The following is an 18,589-nucleotide window of genomic DNA, read 5'->3' as shown; positions in this document are numbered from 1 at the left end:
AAGGGATAAACCCTCTTTTTGCCTTCACCCATTTGGTGCAGGCTGTTTTTAGCAAGAAATCCCTTCGTGTAGAGCTTTTAGGTGATTTGTGGATACTTACTTTCGAAATTCAGGATAAATTCTTATCCTTCAAAATAACCCCACAAAGCGGGGCCTTGGCTTCGATGATGACTCAGGTACTTTGCGGGGACCCCAAAACATATAAATTCTTATCCTTCAAAAAAGGTACCTCCCTTTAAATAGACGGTACCTGCTTCTGCGGGAAATGGAAAGTCAATCTTCAGCATGGCGCGGTGTAGATTCCTTATAAGAACACAATATTACATTGCCTTCAGCATATATTCGAGGATTGCATGAGAGCGTTCGGAGGCCGCTACCGTAAATTCACGGTAGTTTACATGCGCCGACCCGTCTGCCTTGTCTGACATGGAACGGATAATCACAAAAGGAATTTCATTCATGAAGCAGACCTGGGCAACAGCCGCCCCCTCCATTTCCGCACACGCTCCATGCAGCTGCTCACGGAGCTCGGCCACAACAGCCGCACTGGCAATAAATTGATCGCCTGACAGCACTATGCCGGTAACCGATTTCTGCCTCAGTGCCAGGCAGGCTTCTTCGGCAAGCTGTATGAGTTCAGGCTCTGCGGGAAAGGAGGATACCTCCTGATACGGAATTACTCCCCTGGGATATCCAAGGGCGCCGACGTCCATGTCATGCTGAATGCAGAGCGACGAGACTACAATATCTCCAATCTCAAGATCCGGATGCAGAGCCCCTGCAACACCTGTGAAAAGTACACGTGTTACGCCGAAGACATCAAGCAAAACCTGTGTCGTCACCGCAGCGTTAACCTTGCCCACTCCTGATTTACAGAGGACAGCCTTTTGGCCGAATATGGTGCCTGAGTAATAAGTAACGCCAGCCTTGACCGTGCTTACCTTATCTCTCATACTCTCCAGCAGCAGCTTGATTTCCTCATCCATTGCCCCAATTAATCCTGTAATTCCACTCATATGTACCCCTCCTGCAGCAAAAATCGGCTATAAAACATAAAAAGCTCCAAAAGGAGCTTTCTATGTGCCTATGTTCTAACCCTTGTCATTCGTGCTTATTTGTTCAAATGATTTACAGACAGGCGGAGAATCGTCTCATGCGGCAAAATGACCCGCGGATTCTCAACGGTTTCTTTCTTCATCAGCTTGGTCAGCAATCTCATTGCCACCGCGCCCAGATCGTACATAGGCTGTGCTACGGTTGTCAGCAACGGACGGACCATGGAAGCCATACGGATGTTATCGACACTGATAATCGAGAAGTCATCCGGAACCTTAAGGCCTTCATCCTGAATACTGTGGATTGCACCAATCGCCATTTCATCGGTTGCCGCAAACACAGCCGTTGGTTTCTTCTTGAGTCCCAGGAAGTATTTCATCGCTTCGACACCGGATTCGTAACGATAGTTCCCGATGCGTACCAGATCCTCCTGATACTCGATTCCTGCGGCTTCCAGCGCTTTCTTGTAGCCCTGGAAACGGGCATAACCGTTGGCAGGGTCCTGCAGTGTTCCGCTGATCATCGCAATTTCGCGGTGGCCGTGGCGGATAAGCGTGTTCACGGCATCAAACGCAGCGGTCTCGTGGTCGATGTCAACAGACGGGTAAGTGCCCTTCTCATCACGGGTCGCGCAGAGTACAATTGGAACCGCAGACGTCTGGAATGCTTGAATATGCTCTTCCGTTACCGTTCCGCCCATGAACAGAAGCCCGTCCACTTGCTTTTCCAGCAGCGTGTTGATTACACGAATTTCTTTCTCCTTGCGTTTATCCGCGTTACACAAAATAATGTTGTAATGGTACATGTTGGCAATATCTTCGATCCCGCGCGCAATTTCCGCAAAAATCGAGTTCGAGATATCAGGGATAACAACCCCTACGGTTGTCGTTTTCTTGCTGGCGAGACCCCTCGCCACGGCATTTGGACGATAGCCCAAACGCTCAATCGCTTCAAAAACCTTCTTCCGGGTCTGCGGCTTCACGTTCGGGTTATTATTCACAACCCGTGATACCGTAGCCATCGATACGCCTGCTTCTCGAGCTACATCGTAAATGGTTACCGTCAAATTACTCTCTCCATTGCGATAAATTTTATCGTTCGACTAATTAAAATCATGATACGACACTTTGTACAATTGTGCAATGATAACGCTTCATTTTCCTTTCAAAATTTCTTTCAAAGGCTGGGAGCGCTATCGTGATACGGGATACGGGGCTTCCTTCTGCTTCATTGCATCCAAAGATTTCCTGTCTAAAGTTGTCGCAATCATAGGTTTGCCTGTTCTGATTCTATCGTATCAAAAACCGCGTGAAAAATCCAACATTCATGAAAGATTTTCATTGATTTTGCAGAAAAAATTTCAGTATCCGCTTTATTTCGCACTTTCTGCGGGCTGAACTGTCAATTGCGACAGTCTGCTTCCAGTTTCCTCCATCCATTTGCGGTCCGTTAGATCCACTGCCAAACGGTACACATCCAGCAGCAAATCTATCCGTCCCTGGATGGCCGCCCGGATCGTTTCTTCCACCTCCGACATTCCGCCCGCAAACAAGCCGTTTGCAAAAGTTTCCTTAAGCACACTTGCCCATTCATTTCTGTCCGCAAACGAAAGATGCCGCTTGGACGGGGTTTCTCCCAGTTCTTTGATCAGCTTGCCCAGATCATGCTTGATAAACGGCAGTGGCTCATAGCGCCCGCACTCTCCGCAGGTGTAGACTGGAACATGAGTAATTTTTATCTTTGCGCTGTAGATCAGCGTATGCATATGTATGGTCATGGTACCTCCGCAGCCGCACGACTTCTTCATTAAATGATCTTTATACATCTCCCACACCTCAGACTTAATATTGAAAAAGGACGAGATTTGACCTTTTCCATAAGCTATATTCGACCTGCTTCCCCTCAATTCCTGCTGATTTGCATAAAATGATTTATTTGGAAAATAGCCTAAGCTTTTCAATCCGCAGGATGACTTCATATTTCAAATTTGCTAGAATGTACTGGAGCCAAGATTCACGAAGGGAGCTGCTTAAAGGATGAGACTGGCCGGAAAAAAGGTTATAGCCCTTGTAGACGATGAATTCGAGGATTTGGAGCTGTGGTATCCGGTATACCGCGTAAGGGAAGAAGGGGCCGAGGTACATCTGGCCGGACTGGAAAAAGACAAGACCTACATCGGCAAATATGGCGTACCCGCCAAAGCCGAATATTCCTGGGATGAGCTGAGCGCCGCCGATTACGACGGCATTCTTGTGCCGGGCGGCTGGGCTCCCGATAAAATCCGCCGCTACAGCGCAGTGCTGAAGCTGGTGCAGGATTTCAATGCGGCCAAGAAGCCGATCGGGCAAATCTGCCATGCCGGCTGGGTATTGATCTCCGCCAAAATACTGGAAGGTGTGACGGTTACCTCCACCCCCGGCATCCGTGATGATATGGAAAATGCCGGCGCGGTCTGGAAAGATGAAGCTGTCGTCACTGACGGGCATATCATATCCGCACGCCGTCCGCCGGATCTGCCGCCTTACGGCAAAGCCTTCTGCGATGCGCTGGCAGGAGAATAAACGACAGCGGCATACAGAGCCCTGCACCTTCAGCTAATGAAGGGCAGGGCTTCCTTGCCTTCATTAGCAAAAAGTCCGGCGATACCGCCGGACTCTCTGCTTATGCTGCTATGTGTGCTTTGGATGCATCAAGAGGTTTTTCCCTTCGAATCCGCACCTGCTCCAAGCGGTATCCCGCTCCGCCCCGCAAAAGCCGTAAGCGCCGCTTCCGTCTGCGAGCTGGTCCGGTGCCCGAAACAGGACTTGGCCGTTACTCTGGCTTCGGAAGCCAGAGTATTCAGCGCACGGTGCTTCACCTTCAGCAGCGCCTGCGGGGACATGCTGAGATCGCCGATTCCCATCTCCAGCCACAACGGCAGGGAACGCTCATCCGCAGCCATCTCGCCGCATACGCTGACATCAATGCCCACACTTCGCGCCGCCTCCACTGTCATGCGGATCATGCGCAGCACTGCCGGATGATAGGGATGGTACATATGGGCGATCTGCTCATTCATGCGGTCAACCGCCAGCACATACTGCACGAGATCATTGGTGCCGATGCTGAAGAAGTCTACCTCCTCCGCCAGCAGATCGGCAATCATCACTGCCGCCGGGACCTCAATCATAATGCCTACCGGCATATTGCGGTTATAGGGAACTCCCCGCAGATTAAGTTCCTCCTTAACCTCGTTCAGCACGGCTTTGGCTGCCTGCACTTCCTCTACGGAGGAGATCATCGGGAACATCATTTTCACATTTCCGTAATGGCTGGCCCGCAGGATCGCAGTGAGCTGGGTTTTGAACATATCCTTACGGTCCAGGCTGATGCGGATCGCACGGTAGCCCAGGAACGGATTCTGCTCTTCGGGCAGCTGGAAATAATCCAGATGCTTGTCTCCCCCGATATCCAGCGTGCGGATGACCACCGTTTCGCCCCCTACTTTTTCCGCTACCAGCTTATAGACTTCGAACTGCTCTTCCTCTGTAGGAAAAGAGCTGCGGTCCATATACAGAAACTCAGTGCGGAACAGCCCAACTCCCTGCGCCCCATATTTCAGTGCCATATCCAGCTCCTTCACGGAGCTGATGTTGCCGGCCAGACGCAGCGGAACACCGTCCTTGGTGATGGCTTCCACGGTGGCGAGCAGCTCCAGCTGCTCTTTTTTGCGCTGCTGCTTCGCCCGTCTGGACGCATAATCCTTCACTGTCAGCTCATCCGGGAAAAGCTGCACTACCCCGGCCTCACCGTCCATAACCAGCATGTCGCCGGTCTGAATCGGAGTCAGAATCTTGTTCTCCAGGCCCGCTACCAGGGGAATGCCGAGCGCCCGGGCCATAATGGAGGAGTGTGAGGTTTTGCCGCCCATCATGGTTACGATGCCCAGCACATAGGTTGGATTCAAATGCGCCAGCTGTGAAGGCGACAGCTCCTTGGCCACAAGAATATAAGGCTGCGTATCGGATGGCAGTGTAACCTCCGGCGCACCCAGGAGATGCTTGAGCAGACGGTTGCCTACATCCTTGATGTCGACCGCCCGCTCCTTCATATATTCATCATCCAGCAAATCAAACATCGCCACAAAGTGGTCGATGGCCTCTTTTACCGCTACCTCCGCCGCCTTGTACTGGCGCTCGATGATACCGCGGATTTCGCTCATGAACACCGGGTCATCCAGAATCGCCAGATGGGCGTCAAAAATGCTGGATTCCTCCGGCCCCACGACCTCCCTGAACTCTTTCTTGATGAATTCAATCTCATCTTTAGAGGTGCGGATGCCTTCATATAAACGTTCAAACTCCTTAGCCAGATCCACCGGGTTCACCTGAGTGTCCGGCAGGCTCCATTCCCAGTTCGGCAAGACAAAGGCCTTCCCGATGGCTACACCTGCTGCGGCGCCTATGCCTTGTATCATGCTTCAATCCCTCCAACATTGCTTTCATGTAAGACCACGGACATCACGGACGACTGCCCCTTTTTAACATTTTTAAATGGAGCGTAGCTCCAGGATTTCACACGGTCCGGATTCGTAATGACCATTGGCGTAGCCAGTGATGCGGCGTGGTCGCGCAAAAAGGTCAAATCAAACCTCACCAGCAGCTGCCCCGGCTCCACACTGTCCCCTTCCTTCACAAGGGCCTCGAACGGCCCTTTAAGCTGCGAAGTGTCAATCCCTATATGCATAAGCACCTCCAGCCCTTCCGGCGTAGAAATGCCCACTGCGTGCATCGTAGGGTATACGTGCATCACCTTGCCGAAGACCGGCGAGACGAGCTCCCCCTTTTCCGGAAAAAAAGCCACCCCGTCGCCCACCAGCTTTGCCGCAAAAATATGGTCCGGCACCTCTTCAATCGGCATCATCCGGCCCTGAATCGGCGAGCTGAACAGCACCTGCGGAAGATCCCGGAGCAGCAGCTTGTTGATCTCCTCACGGATCAGCTCGGAATAGGTTCCGAAGACGACCTGCACATTTCCGCCGCCCAGCTTGATAATCCCCGCCGAGCCCAGGCCTTTAAGCGCCCCTGTATCTATATATCGGTCATTATGCACCGTTAGTCTTAATCGGGTGATGCAGGCCTGCACCTGTACAATGTTTTCCTTGCCGCCGAGCGCCTCAAGAATCAGCGGGGCCTGATACGGAATGTTCCCTGCCCAGTCACCCAGCTCCGAGCCTTCCTCGCGTCCGGGAGTCGGAATCTGGAAGCGGCGGATCGCCCAGCGGAACACATTATAATATACAATTCCGTAGCCGATGCCGATCGGAATCAGCAGCCATGCCCGCTGCGACAAATGCAGATTGAGGATAAAGTCAATCGCCCCCGCCGAATAGGAGAAGCCGTGGTGGATGCCCAGCGAATAGGTCAGCACCATAGCCAGACCGGACATGACTACATGGAGCGCGAACAGATACGGTGAAGCAAACAGGAAGGCAAATTCAATCTGCTCCGACACTCCGGTCAGGAAGCAGACCATGGCGGCGCGTAAAAACGTCTTTTTGATCTTAGGCTTCAGATCCTCGCGCGCTTCCTGAATAATGGCAAATGCAATTGCCGGCAGCGCGAACATCATAATCGGGAACAGTCCGGCCATAAAGATGCCCGCCGTAGGATCACCGGCAAAAAAACGCGGCAAATCCCCCTGCACAGCCGCACTGCCGTCAGGTGTGGCAAAGGTGCCCAGCTGGAACCAGAACACATTATTGAGAATATGATGCAGTCCGAACGCTGTCAGTACCCTGTACAGAACCCCGTATACAAAAACGCCATAGCCTCCGGTCGCCTGTATATCGCGGAATAATATATCCAGCCCATGCTGCAGCAACGGCGACAATCCCAGCATCACCCAGGCGAACAGGGCGGAGAACAGCCCCATGAACAGCAAAACAAAACGCGACCCGCCAAAAAACTGGATCGCCTCCGGCAGCTTTATATTTTTGAACCGGTTATGCGCAACGCCGGCGACAATCCCCAGGATAATTCCGATTAGTGTTGCGGGCTGCACCGCTCCGTCCCCCATGTTGGAAACAATCCGGTCATAAGTGAACATCCCTGCAAGCGCCGCCATTCCCGCCGGTCCGGCCTGATTGGACAACCCCCACGCCACACCGACAGCAAACAAATAAGGCATGAAATAAAATATTCCTTGCCCCGCGTAAGTAGTCACTTCGGACACCGAAGAAAGTCCCCATGCAGACCACGGCAGGCTGCCCAGACTCAGCAGAATAGCCGCAGCCGGAAGCACCATGGTAGGAAGCATAATGGCTCTGCCCAACTGCTGCAAAGATCCGAGCCAATTCAAGGTGACACTCTCCTTTCTTTCTATAATGAATGGTAAGCTTTGCAGCAGTTTTTGTCAAAAGATTCTGGTTACAAGTTACCCGGCAGGTAAGGAATTCCATACAGTGCCTGTTGCTAATGCGTGGATATTGCCTGATTAGTTTTAATGACGCATGACGGCTCTGCTTATATTTGCATCCTCTAGGGCGCCGTGCAGCGGCATGGATGTCTATTGTATTTTGTGCAACAGAAAGCCTGGTTAATGGCTCAGATCAGCATTCTGTTGCACTTCATACAGCAGATGATTCACAATCCTCCCAATAAGGGGGAATACTTAAATTCTACTGCACTGCACAAAATACAATTAATTCGCTTTTGAGCAGAGTATATATATAAACCTGAATTTCGAAAGTGAAATGAACAAATCCAGATCGGACAAGGGATAACCCCTCTTTTTCCTTCACCCATTGGGTGCAAGCTGTTTTTAGCAAGAAATCCCTTCGTGTGGAGCTTTTTAGATGATTTGTGGATACATACTTTCGAAATTCAGGATAAATTCTGTTGCACGAAATACAGTCAAAATAAGTTAAGCCTCTATTCCAGTTCCAATTACCATACTTGTTCTGAAGGCGTAGCTTTCACTTCATAATAACGGCCCCCTCTTCCCCCGTGAACCGGCTCAAGCAGCCCCTTGTCGCTAAGCGACAGCAGCCTGCGCGCGGTCCGGAAATTAATCTGAAAATGGTTGGTCACATCCCTTGGACGAAGCGGTTTGCCAAGCTGCCAGGCGAGGCGCAGGACTTCCTTTTCTCCGGATAAAATGTCCTTAACCACCGTCTTTTTGGCTAAGTATGGCGCAAGGGCCAGCTGAAGCAGCATCCGGCACACCTCAGGACGCTGCTGAATATCATCAAAGGAAAAGTGGAGCATCCTCCACTCCATTCCGGTAAGAAAGGTGTCCCGGTTCAGCGCATAGCTGAATTTCTCACGGTCCATGTCCTTAATGCGGCTCTGAAATCCGTCGCGCTCAATGCTGAAACGCCCGCCGCTGGAAGGCAGAAACGCAAAATCCAGGAACTGTGATTTCCGGTCCCAGTCGTATATTTCATATTCCGGATGCAGGTTGTCCAGCGACTCAAAAACCGGCTACCATACACTTTGCAAAAGCAGCTTCTCCGCATAATTATGCCCCCTTTGCAGTCTCCCCTTCCGCTCGCCTGTCGGTCCGCCGGCATGATGTCCGATGAATGTACTATGTGCTTTTTTCAAAACTCATTTTTCTTCCCTCCCCGGCAAAAGAACAAAACAGCTGCACTGCCCTTGACTGGCCAGCGCAGCTGTTTGCATTTCAGGTGTAAAGCTGGCTGCTGAAGCCAGGCAGAAAACCAGGCGGAAAAAGGTCACTTCATACTCCCCTCAGCCCCTTTTTCGCAAGCGTTAGCGGAAAAAAGGATACCTAATCGATCCGTTTCGCCCCCTTACAGAGGAATACGCCTACATTAAGATGAACTTGAACCATTCATCCAAAGGTCAGCCAATTTAGTGGTAAAAAGGATAACTAATCCACCGCCTTCCGATCCTGGATCATCCCTAGTGGGAAAAAGTACAACTAATCCGGCTGAAATCGGGCATATGGGGGGAGCGGGCCTCCATTAGGTGTACAAAATCCCACTAAAGCTCGTTCAAGCCAGAATTCCAGCCCATTAGTGTTACTTTTTACACTTCGCTTCCGTTCCCTATGAACCTCCTTGCATTTCATCAGCTTGTTCAAGTCCGCCGGTTCCATTCCTATACATTCAATTACCTTTTTGGCTCAAAGCCAAATCAGCGGTTGACGATGTGAATGAAGTCCGCTGCGGGTTCAGAGGGTTCTTCCGGCCGCTGTTAAAGCCCGGTTTCCTGATTGGAATAAGATTGCAGGTTGAATTTAGATGGAGCCAGCTTTTTCCCACGATTCCTTTAAGACCTTTCCTTCCGTGTAAGTGTACTAATTCTTACACATTCCACTTCATTCACTCCATTCCACTTCACGTCCCTGCCCAGTAGAGGCCTCGGTTGGACCCGCTCTATTCCGCGCTTCCTCCTGCAAAACATAGAACCCGCAGACTCCGCACGGCTCAAGAGACTCTGCACAATTCATCAAACTCTGCAGACTTAGCACGGCTTAGCAAACTCAGCACAACTCAGTGGGATTCAGCAAACTCAGCACGATTCAGCACGATTCAGCACGATTAAGACGCATTATAATTTTCCCCTAACTTCATAACATACCTTATCCACAATTGACGAGAAGCATAATTTCCTAAACGACAAGAAAGACGCCTATCGCGTCCTATATAAGAATACTGCCATTTCAGTGGGGAGGAGAAGAATCATTTCGCGCTGATTTCACCGTCCAGCCGGCTTCGGGCGAATTCAGAGGTACTTCTGCCTCTGATTTCACCGTCCAGCCGGCTTCGGGCGAAATCAGAGGTACTTCTGCCTTTGATTTCACCCTCCAGCCGGCTTCGGGCGAATTCAAAGGTACTTCTGCCTTTGATTCCCTCTACCTGCCCGCTGCGGCCAATGCAATAGCGCAGTTTGCCTGGCCGAAGTCCCGATCCATTCTTTCATTTACAGCGCAGCCGTGGAATAACGGATAAGCTTCGCTTCCCCCAATACCTATAAATTCTGATCTTTCAAGTGGAAACGGCTTCGCCGTCCTTATAAGGACGGTATCCGTTTCAGCGAGAAGGATAAGGCTAATTTTTAGCGTGAAACCTATAAAGTCTTATCTTTAAAAAAAGAACGCCCCTGCCCGAGTACAATTCGGGTAAAGGACGTTCTTCGTCTGTTTCTAAGTATAGCAACGCCGTCTGGTAAAATCTACTGATCCGGCTAAAATTGCCCGGCCAGGTACAGCCGAAATTCCCGGCCACTGCTTGGTTGTCAAACGCTATGGGCTACTGGACACCGCGACACCTGGACCACGGGCCACTTGGCCTACCGGGCACTGGCACCAGGGCACTGGGCTACCGAGCCACCGGGCCATCAGTGCACTGGGCCACTTGGGCCACCAGCCACCGTGCCGCAGGCGGCCCCCCAGCCCTAGCCTTACCCCCGGCTGCGGCCCTTCATCGTAATCGCTTCCTCGACCTTGATGCAGCGGTCCATGATTGCGATCATGCCGTGCTCGGCAGCGATGTCGGCAGCCTCCTGGCTGATAATCCCCTGCTGAAGCCAGAGGACGCGCGCACCGACATCAGCGGCTTCCTGTGCTACTGCCGCGCAGTATTCACTGCGGCGGAAGACATTGACAATGTCTACAGGCTCAGGGATTTCCGCCAGCGTATGATAGCACTTCTCGCCCAGAATCTCACCGTCCACCGATGGATTTACCGGAATAATGCGGTAACCCCGGCTCTGCATGGCTCCAGCCACCATGTAGGAGGTGCGGTCTGTTTTGTCGGAGAGTCCGACTACGGCTATATTGCCCGCGGAAGCAAGAATATCTCCGATCTGCTCCCGGCCTGGATTTTCAAAGCTCATGTGCAATTCCCCTTTCCGTTTATAGTGCCGGCGGTTTCCACTGCAACATACATGCGTCTGCGGTGTGTCTGCCGTACAGCACATTTTCATTCACTAGTCCATCATACAGCGCGACGTAAAAAGTTCCAAATTCACGGGCGATAGAACTGGTCAATTCCCCGCTTCTTAAGATCATCAGTTACTCCACCCACTCCACACCGGCGCCAAGCGCACGCAGATGATCAAAGTACTGCGGATATGACTTGGCCACATGGTGGGCGTCCTTGATCCGCAGCGGCTGGCGGGCGCGCAGTCCGACTACCGAGAGCGCCATAATCACCCGGTGGTCGTAATGCGCATTGATCGTCACGCCGCCTTCGACCCCCTCAGGCTTGCCGTGCACAATAATCTCGTCGCGCCGCTCCTCTACGCTTGCTCCGGCGCGGGCCAGCTCAGCCAAATAATCGGTAATGCGGTCGCATTCCTTGTATCTCAGGTTCTCCACATTATAGAAACGTGAAGTCCCTTCGGCAAAAACGGCCGCTGCCACCATCGCCAGCACGGCGTCCGTCGCCGCATCGCCGTCAAACTCCACCGCCTTCAGCTTGCCGTTGCCCTGCACATGCACCGTACCATTCGCGTGGGTAAGCGGCACTTCCATCATGCGCAGCACATCGACGATCGCCCGCTCGCCCTGTTTGCTATGTTCGGCAAGCCGGTGAATTTTCACATCCGATTTCGTGACCGCCGCCGCCGCGAGCACCGCCGCAGATCCGGGATAATCTCCTTGCACCGTGTAAGCCTTGGCCGCATAGGCCTGGCCGCCCGGCACCTTGAAGGACATATAGTCCTCCGCCGCATGAACGATAATACCCGCCTGCTCCAGAACCTCCAGCGTCTGGCCTACAACCACTTTGGACTTCAGGTCATCCAGCACGATAATTTCGCTGTCCTCTTCTAGCAGCGGCGTCAGGAACAATAAGGCGCTCAGATACTGTGAGCTGACCGCACCCGATACCGTGATCCGTCCTCCGGCCGGTTTGCCGCCGCGAATCGTAATCGGCAGCCTGCCGTTGTTATGCTCCACCTGCACGCCAAGCTGGCCAAGCGCCGTGATCAGGTCGTCATGCGGCCGTTTGCCCAGAGAATCCGGATACGCATTTACAAAAGTGACCTCAGGGCTGAGAGCAGCCACCGCCATCAGAAAGCGCAGCACCGCTCCCGCATTGCCCACATTCAGTTCCTTGACATCGCGGGGATGGCGCCCGAAGCCCTGAATGACAATTTTCTCCTCGTCCTCCGTAAGCACCGCGCCAAGATCGGCGATACATCTGCGGATTGCATCGCTGTCCTCACTGTGCGCCGGATGATAGATCGTGCTGACTCCTTCGGACAGGGCTGCAACCAGCAGGTAGCGTGTAGTGTAGTTTTTGGAAGACAGGGCTCCAAATTCTCCTTGCAAAGTAGGCGTAGGCCTAACTATAACGTCCATGATCTAAGCTCTCCTTATTGTATGGAATAGATATTATGTAATGCCCGGTTTGACAGAGTAATCCGTAATTGTGTTATCATGATAGCATTCTTCCAGATGAAAAGAGGTCATAACCATGAATGAGATTCCCCAAATTACAGCAGCGCAATTGCGGCAGCGTCTGGAGTCAGGTGAAGACCTTGTACTGATAGACGTCCGCGAAGACGAAGAGGTCGCTGCCGGAATGATTTCCGGTGCGCAGCATATTCCAATGGGCGAGATTCCGCAGCACACCGGAGAGCTTCCGAAGGAAGCCGAGCTTGTCTTCATCTGCCGCTCAGGCGCCCGCAGCCAGCGCGTCTGTGAATATCTCCGGCAGTTCGGCTACCGGACCTCCAACCTCAGCGGCGGGATGATCGAATGGAATGAAACCGCTGACGCCTAAGCCCTGCACACATACGCTTAAAAGCTCAACCGCGGTAGTGCGTTAAAATATGCTGCGACACTTCTGCCGCGCTCAGCTTCGTTGTATCGACCGTGCAATGTGCAAAACGGTAAGCGTCCCGGCGCTGCTCCAAGATCGTCCGGACCCGTTTCTGTGCATTGCCGGCGAGCAGGGGCCGGTTCAGATCCCCGCTGACGCGGGCGAGAATTTCCTCCTCAGTAGCCGTAAGCGCCACTACAAGGCCTCTTTGCAGCATCATTTCTGCATTCCCCGGAGCCAGTACTGCGCCTCCGCCTGTAGAAATGATCCGTCCCTCGCCTTCCAGCATTTCCTTCAGCACTGCCGACTCAATCTTCCGAAAGTATGCTTCCCCGCCTTCGGCGAAGAGCTCCGCGATGCTCCGTCCTTGATTCTGTATAATCACATGATCCAGATCAACCAGCTCATAGCCCAGTTCTTCCGCGAGCAGAGCGCCTACCGTAGACTTCCCCGTGGCCATCATCCCGACCAGAATGATATTTTTATTGTTGTAATTCATGACGATCCTCCAACCGCGACATTTGTCATATCATAACACAGGGTCAAAACTTTACACAATGCACTGTTGCAGGCGTTCCGGAAACTCCAATGCTGCCATTGTGCGAACCGGGCCTTCCTGCTTAATTTGCATTTGCAGAGAAACGGTAAAACACAAAACAACCCCACAAAGCGGGGCCTTGGCTCGATGATGACTCAGATACTTTGCGGGGAACCCAAAACATATAAACCTGAATTTCGAAAGTAATTATCCACAAATCATCTAAAAAGCTCTACACGAAGGGATGTCTTGCTACAAACAGCTTGCACCCAATGGGTGAAGGAAAAAGAGGGGTTATCCCTTGTCCGGTCTGGATTTGTTCATTTCACTTTCGATATTCAGGATAATTTCTTATCTTTCAAAAAAAAGGCCCGAAAGCCCCCGCTGCAAGCGGAAAAGCCTCCCGGGCCGCTGTTTTGCGGCTTGCGCCAGGAATTGTTATTCAGACAGCCAATCGTGGTGAAAGATGCCTTCTTTGTCCACACGCTTGAAGGTGTGGGCACCGAAGTAATCGCGCTGTGCCTGAAGCAGGTTCGCAGGCAGGCGTTCTGTACGGTAGCTGTCATAGTAAGCCAGCGCGCTGGAGAAGCCCGGAACGGGAACCCCTTGGGTCACCGCGGCGGAAACCACCTGGCGCCATGCGGATTGATACGAATCCATGATGTCCTTGAAGAACGGATCCAGCAGCAGGTTTTTCAGCGCCGGATTGTTTTCGTAGGCATCGGTGATATTTTGCAGGAAGCGGGAGCGGATAATGCAGCCTCCGCGCCAGATTTTGGCCAGGTTGCCGTATTTCAGATCCCAGCCATATTCGTCGGAAGCTACACGAAGCTGAGCGAAGCCTTGGGCATACGATACAATTTTGCTTGCGAACAGCGCTTTGCGCACATTTTCGATGAACTCGGCTTTGTCGCCCTGGAATGGCTCGGTCTCAGGACCGCTCAGCACTTTGCTCGCTGCGACACGCTCTTCCTTCATAGCGGACAGGAAGCGGGAGAATACGGATTCGGTAATCATGGACAGCGGCACGCCAAGATCCAGCGAGCTTTGGCTTGTCCATTTCCCGGTACCCTTTTGGCCGGCGGCATCAAGGATAACGTCTACCATCGGCTTGCCGGTTTCTTCATCGTATTCTGCGAAGATATCCGTAGTGATTTCGATCAGGTAGCTGTCCAGCTCTCCGCTGTTCCAGTCCTTGAAGATGCTGTGCAGCTCTTTGGCATCCAGGCCCAGCACATCCTTGAGCAGGTGGTAAGCTTCGCCGATCAGCTGCATGTCGCCGTACTCGATGCCGTTATGCACCATTTTGACATAGTGTCCGGCACCGTCCGGCCCGATATATGTACAGCAAGGCTCTCCGTCCACTTTGGCCGAAATTGCCGTAAGAATAGGTTCTACCAGCTTATACGCGCTTTCTTGTCCCCCAGGCATGATGGAAGGCCCTTTCAATGCGCCTTCCTCACCGCCGGATACGCCGGTGCCGATGAAGCGGAAGCCTTTTTCCTCCAGTTCCTTGTTGCGGCGGACCGTGTCAGGGAAATAAGCGTTGCCCCCGTCGATGATGATATCGCCCTGATCCAAATGCGGCAGCAGCTGCTCAATCGTAGCATCGGTTGCTTTGCCCGCCTGGACCATGATCAGAATTTTGCGCGGCACTTCCAGCGATTCCACAAATTCTTCGATGGAAAAAGTCCCCGCCAGGTTTTTGCCTTCAGCTTCGCTGATCAGGTCATGAGTCTTCTCCGGGGAACGGTTGTATACCGATACCGTGAAGCCTCTGCTCTCGATGTTCAGAGCCAAATTTTTACCCATTACCGCCAAGCCGATCACACCGATTTGTTGTTTTGCCATCTGGTTCTCCACCCTTTGCCTCTTATATTTTTTGTGAAATCCATTTCTCGCAGTATTAGAATACCATCCTTTGTCAGGGACAGCAAAGTTCAGCCTGCATGAAAGAGATCAATTTCATTGACAAATTCCTGCGTAATCATGGAAATTGCTCACAATGACTATTTTAACGTTTTTGCCGCCAGAAGTGAACCCCTGCACACAGGTGAGCTGCACAGCACAGGGCACCCCGTTATGCGGGATGCCCTGGCCTTAAGTAAACGATGGTTTGTCACCATTCAAGCATATTCAATTCCCTGGTCAGCACAAGCAGCTTGGCATTGCATGCTTCGATCAGTTCTGTGTCCTTGGACTCAAGCGCCTGATGCAAAAGGTCGAGCTGCTCATCCACCTCCAGCCTGCGGTCACGTATCCGCTCTTCGCCTTCCACGGAATAGAAAAGCTTGGTCAGCTCCTGATCGGAGAGCAGAGGCCCCTTCTGGTAGAGCACACGCTGCTGATACCCGGAAATTTCCACCAGCCGGATGACTTCGCCGAATAAAATATTCTCAATAATAATCTGGCGGTCGCGGAACCGCTTGACGACGGCATGCCCCCGCATATCCCCAATCAGCTTCTCCATCCACTCGGACAGGCGCGCATCACGGATCATATAATCTCCCACCAGCTTGAAGCCGTCCTTAATCCGCTGGAAGCGCAGCTTCACAAGCTTGCGGCCGGTGCGCACCGAAATAAGAAAAACATTCTCATTCTCGCTCCAATACAGGGAATAGCCTTCCTTAATCAGGTCCTTGATCAGATCCTGGATATGCTGTCTGTCAAAGCGCAGCTCCAGATTGCAGTACTCGACTTCGTCGTTTTTGTTCACGGCACTCCCCCCTAACTGCTTAGTTTCAGCAAAGCTAGCCTCATTAGCTTAACTCAGAGTAGAACCGACTGCCGGACCTCCACTTGACATATTAAAAAAGATAAGAATTTATATGTTTCCGTATAAATTAGCCTTATCTTTCTCGCTGAAACGGATACCTTCCTTATTAAGGACGGCAAAGCCGTTTCCACTTGTTTTGCATTAATCTTACTCTTATTTTATACTTCATTTTATGTAGCGGTAACTTGGTTTATTGACTATTTTTACCCGCTTTGCTCCATTTCCAAACGCTTTGTCCCGCTTTAGCCGCAAATAACCGCCTGCCGGACCGGTTCTGGAAGCTATGCAGACTGCAACCGGCTGTCTTTATTTAATTTTCAAACCAAAATTTATGCGAGGAGATACGGTAATGCCATTTCAAGGATTTTCCACCGCTGATTTTGATGTTTTCCGCATTGACGGTCTGGAGCCGCGCATGGACGCGCTGATTGCCGCGGTCCGCCCCAGGCTGAATGAGCTGGGAGACGAAGCCGCCCCCTTCCTGTCCGCGCTTACCGGGGAAGAAATGTTCCCGCATGTAGCCAAGCACGCCCGCCGCACGGTCCACGCGCCGAACGATACCTGGGTTGCCTGGGGTCCGAATAAACGAGGATATAAGGCGCTGCCGCACTTTCAGGTTGGCATGTTTGAGAGCCATCTGTTTATTGTTTTTGCCATCATCTATGAAAGCGGCAATAAGGTGACGTTCGCCGAGTCGCTGCTGCGGAATATGGACGACATTCGGGAGGGGCTGCCCGGCAATTACTTCTGGTCTGCAGATCATCTGGATTCGCGCGGAACCCTGCACGCCGATATGGACCAGCCGGCATTCGCCGAGCTGTCCCGCAGGCTTAAGGAGGTCAAGAAAGCCGAAGTTACCTGCGGACTGCGCATTGACCGGGAGGACCCGCTTTTGTCCGATGGCGGCAAGCTTCTCGCAGTGATCCGGCAGACCTTTGAGACGCTCCTTCCGCTCTACCGCATGTCCTTTTAAGCTCTCCGCAAAGTTCTGAAATATGTACTTCCTTACTATTTCAGCAAAAGCCGCAGGCTTCCGGCATTTCCCGGCTGCCTGCGGCTTTTGCTGTCCCTCGAGCCACCGTCTCAGCTTGTCCCGTTCTTCAGCTTGGTTCTATGGATAATGAGCAGATGCAGCCCGAACAGCAGCACCATAACGCAGGCGCTGGCCAGAAACGGAGTGCTGTGTCCCACAGAATCCCATAGCTTGCCCGAGAGAACGGGACCCGCCACCATGCCGGAGCCCTGCAGGGTCAGGAACAGCCCCCACACGGTTCCCCGCTCTCCCCTCGGCACCTGTTTGGCCAGAAATGCATTCCACGCGGGCAGAATCAGCGCATAGCTTATGCCTACCAGCGCAACTGCGCAGTAGACGAGCGGCAGCCAGCGCACCTGGGAAAAGAAGGCCAGCGAGCCTGCAGCGAGCAGGAAGCCGATGTTAAGGAAGACGGTTGTTCCGATCCGGTCCACCAGCCTTCCCGCCGGAATCAGGGCCAGCACAGTGATGCCCCCTCCTGCGATCAGCAGCAGGCTGAACTGATTGGGCGTCACATGCAGCTCTGAACGGGCGAACAGGGTCACCACCGGGGTCATAAGGCCAATTGCAAAGGCCTGCAGGAACAGTGCCGGAAACAGCAGGCGGCTGACCTTCAGCGAGGTTCTGACCTGATGCAGCGTCCGCTTCAGACTCTCCAGCGGCTGCATCCGTCCGCGCACAGCCGCCGCCCCTTCACCTCTCATGTCACGGACAACCGCATGCGGCGCATGATCCCCGATCCTTGACGGCAGAAGAAGTGCGACGGCTGCGACGGCCGCGGCACAGCCCATCAGCACCAGGAATACTGTCCGGTAGCTCTGTCCGCCATGGTCCATCAGAAAGTTGAATGTGATCGGGCCGATGCCGGTTCCGGCCAGCGAGGCCATCTCTACCGCCCCCATGGCCGCCCCGCTGCTTCCGCTTTCCGTTGAACCCGCCAGCTCCGTGATTCCGGTCATGGTGCAGGGCCACAGCGGCGAGGTTCCGATGCCGAGAATCAGACAGGCCGCAGACAACCAAACCGCGTCTCTGGCGTAGATTATCATACCGAGCGACACCAGAATCAGCAGCAGGGCCCCCGTCATGGTCCAGCGGTATCCGATGCGCTCCATGACCCAGCCGGACGGGCTGCGGAAAAGATTGTCGCCCAGATATTGCATCGCAAAGGAGAAGCCGACGACTGTCACCGACAGGCCGAGAATATTCTCCATATAGACCGGCAGCAGAGCTACAAGCAGTGATCCCTTGACGAATTCCACCAAGAATATGATCGCCCACATTTCCAAAATGAACGGTGAAGCCAAACTGATATGCACACGCTGCGCTACTTTGCCAGACATTCCATCACATCCTAGTATTATGGTGATTGATTTGTTATACTGAGGCTTGCTTGAAAAAATTAATCTT

16 protein-coding genes are annotated in these 18,589 nt (G+C 52.6%); 4 read left to right on the top strand and 12 right to left on the bottom strand.

All coding sequences use genetic code 11. The annotated features are described in order from the left end of the window. Positions 1-239: hypothetical protein (locus HYD27_RS20005; protein ID WP_219218078.1), on the top strand; the 239-nt coding region annotated here is incomplete at its 5' end. Between the two features lie 81 nt (positions 240-320). Here HYD27_RS20005 and HYD27_RS20000 read toward each other — a convergent pair. From HYD27_RS20000 to HYD27_RS19990, 3 genes are all read right to left on the bottom strand, one after another. Further along, positions 321-1,016: a 5'-methylthioadenosine/adenosylhomocysteine nucleosidase gene (locus HYD27_RS20000; RefSeq protein ID WP_219218077.1), complete on the bottom strand. Its 696-nt coding sequence runs from the start codon at positions 1,014-1,016 to the stop codon at positions 321-323. 95 nt (positions 1,017-1,111) lie between these two features. Continuing rightward, the gene (gene ccpA, locus HYD27_RS19995) at positions 1,112-2,122 is read right to left on the bottom strand and encodes a catabolite control protein A (protein WP_219218075.1); all 1,011 of its coding nucleotides are present in this window, start codon (positions 2,120-2,122) and stop codon (positions 1,112-1,114) included. Positions 2,123-2,428: 306 nt separating this feature from the next. Beyond that, entirely contained in the window at positions 2,429-2,833 is a 405-nt protein-coding gene (locus tag HYD27_RS19990; protein WP_219218073.1) for a hypothetical protein, read from the bottom strand. Positions 2,834-3,092: 259 nt separating this feature from the next. Between HYD27_RS19990 and HYD27_RS19985 the strand changes: the two genes are divergently transcribed. Continuing rightward, on the top strand, positions 3,093-3,617 hold the full coding sequence (locus HYD27_RS19985; RefSeq protein ID WP_219218070.1) for a type 1 glutamine amidotransferase domain-containing protein: 525 nt from the start codon (positions 3,093-3,095) through the stop codon (positions 3,615-3,617). Positions 3,618-3,745: 128 nt separating this feature from the next. On the opposite strand, the gene ptsP is transcribed toward HYD27_RS19985, so the two are convergent. The 5 genes from ptsP to aroA all read right to left on the bottom strand — a co-directional run bounded on the left by ptsP (position 3,746) and on the right by aroA (position 12,372). Next, positions 3,746-5,512 (bottom strand): phosphoenolpyruvate--protein phosphotransferase, encoded by a 1,767-nt coding sequence (gene ptsP / locus HYD27_RS19980; RefSeq protein WP_219218068.1) that lies wholly within the window; start codon positions 5,510-5,512, stop codon positions 3,746-3,748. Further along, positions 5,509-7,395, bottom strand: a complete 1,887-nt coding sequence (locus HYD27_RS19975) for a glucose PTS transporter subunit IIA (protein ID WP_219218067.1) — start codon at positions 7,393-7,395, stop codon at positions 5,509-5,511. Before HYD27_RS19975 ends, ptsP begins: the two co-directional genes overlap by 4 nt. A 587-nt stretch (positions 7,396-7,982) precedes the next feature. Then, on the bottom strand, positions 7,983-8,369 hold the full coding sequence (locus tag HYD27_RS32745) for a hypothetical protein (protein WP_309242098.1): 387 nt from the start codon (positions 8,367-8,369) through the stop codon (positions 7,983-7,985). 2,097 nt (positions 8,370-10,466) lie between these two features. After that, complete coding sequence (locus tag HYD27_RS19965) at positions 10,467-10,901, bottom strand: CoA-binding protein (protein ID WP_219218064.1); 435 nt, start codon at positions 10,899-10,901, stop codon at positions 10,467-10,469. A 178-nt stretch (positions 10,902-11,079) separates the two neighbouring features. Next, positions 11,080-12,372 (bottom strand): 3-phosphoshikimate 1-carboxyvinyltransferase, encoded by a 1,293-nt coding sequence (gene aroA, locus HYD27_RS19960; protein WP_219218063.1) that lies wholly within the window; start codon positions 12,370-12,372, stop codon positions 11,080-11,082. A 115-nt stretch (positions 12,373-12,487) separates the two neighbouring features. On the opposite strand from aroA, the gene HYD27_RS19955 reads away from it, so the two are divergent. Next, complete coding sequence (locus tag HYD27_RS19955) at positions 12,488-12,796, top strand: rhodanese-like domain-containing protein (RefSeq protein ID WP_219218061.1); 309 nt, start codon at positions 12,488-12,490, stop codon at positions 12,794-12,796. Between the two features lie 25 nt (positions 12,797-12,821). Here the strand turns inward: HYD27_RS19955 and HYD27_RS19950 are convergent, their stop codons facing one another. The 3 genes from HYD27_RS19950 to HYD27_RS19940 all read right to left on the bottom strand — a co-directional run bounded on the left by HYD27_RS19950 (position 12,822) and on the right by HYD27_RS19940 (position 16,089). Next, a complete protein-coding gene (locus tag HYD27_RS19950) occupies positions 12,822-13,334 on the bottom strand; it encodes a shikimate kinase (protein ID WP_219218059.1) in 513 nt (170 codons plus the stop codon). Between the two features lie 477 nt (positions 13,335-13,811). Further along, a complete protein-coding gene (gndA, locus tag HYD27_RS19945; RefSeq protein ID WP_219218057.1) occupies positions 13,812-15,224 on the bottom strand; it encodes an NADP-dependent phosphogluconate dehydrogenase in 1,413 nt (470 codons plus the stop codon). Positions 15,225-15,492: 268 nt separating this feature from the next. Next, complete coding sequence (locus HYD27_RS19940; RefSeq protein WP_219218056.1) at positions 15,493-16,089, bottom strand: hypothetical protein; 597 nt, start codon at positions 16,087-16,089, stop codon at positions 15,493-15,495. Between the two features lie 409 nt (positions 16,090-16,498). Between HYD27_RS19940 and HYD27_RS19935 the strand changes: the two genes are divergently transcribed. Beyond that, positions 16,499-17,122 (top strand): YktB family protein, encoded by a 624-nt coding sequence (locus tag HYD27_RS19935; RefSeq protein WP_219218055.1) that lies wholly within the window; start codon positions 16,499-16,501, stop codon positions 17,120-17,122. A 110-nt stretch (positions 17,123-17,232) separates the two neighbouring features. Here HYD27_RS19935 and HYD27_RS19930 read toward each other — a convergent pair whose 3' ends face one another. Further along, on the bottom strand, positions 17,233-18,522 hold the full coding sequence (locus HYD27_RS19930) for an MFS transporter (protein WP_219218054.1): 1,290 nt from the start codon (positions 18,520-18,522) through the stop codon (positions 17,233-17,235). Positions 18,523-18,589: the final 67 nt, after the last annotated feature.

The sequence above is a fragment of the Paenibacillus sp. S150 genome (assembly GCF_019352175.1).
Classification (GTDB): domain Bacteria; phylum Bacillota; class Bacilli; order Paenibacillales; family Paenibacillaceae; genus Paenibacillus_AQ.
The sequence above is the reverse complement of the archived record's forward strand: the minus strand, read 5'-3'. Positions and strand labels throughout refer to the sequence as shown.

Coding starts and splice junctions, on each gene's coding strand:
- HYD27_RS20000 (WP_219218077.1), bottom strand. CDS start 1,016: ATGAGTGGAATTACAGGATTAATTGGGGCAATGGATGAGGAAATCAAG.
- HYD27_RS19990 (WP_219218073.1), bottom strand. CDS start 2,833: ATGACCATACATATGCATACGCTGATCTACAGCGCAAAGATAAAAATT.
- HYD27_RS19985 (WP_219218070.1), top strand. CDS start 3,093: ATGAGACTGGCCGGAAAAAAGGTTATAGCCCTTGTAGACGATGAATTC.
- ptsP (WP_219218068.1), bottom strand. CDS start 5,512: ATGATACAAGGCATAGGCGCCGCAGCAGGTGTAGCCATCGGGAAGGCC.
- HYD27_RS32745 (WP_309242098.1), bottom strand. CDS start 8,369: ATGGACCGTGAGAAATTCAGCTATGCGCTGAACCGGGACACCTTTCTT.
- HYD27_RS19965 (WP_219218064.1), bottom strand. CDS start 10,901: ATGAGCTTTGAAAATCCAGGCCGGGAGCAGATCGGAGATATTCTTGCT.
- aroA (WP_219218063.1), bottom strand. CDS start 12,372: ATGGACGTTATAGTTAGGCCTACGCCTACTTTGCAAGGAGAATTTGGA.
- HYD27_RS19955 (WP_219218061.1), top strand. CDS start 12,488: ATGAATGAGATTCCCCAAATTACAGCAGCGCAATTGCGGCAGCGTCTG.
- HYD27_RS19950 (WP_219218059.1), bottom strand. CDS start 13,334: ATGAATTACAACAATAAAAATATCATTCTGGTCGGGATGATGGCCACG.
- gndA (WP_219218057.1), bottom strand. CDS start 15,224: ATGGCAAAACAACAAATCGGTGTGATCGGCTTGGCGGTAATGGGTAAA.
- HYD27_RS19935 (WP_219218055.1), top strand. CDS start 16,499: ATGCCATTTCAAGGATTTTCCACCGCTGATTTTGATGTTTTCCGCATT.
- HYD27_RS19930 (WP_219218054.1), bottom strand. CDS start 18,522: ATGTCTGGCAAAGTAGCGCAGCGTGTGCATATCAGTTTGGCTTCACCG.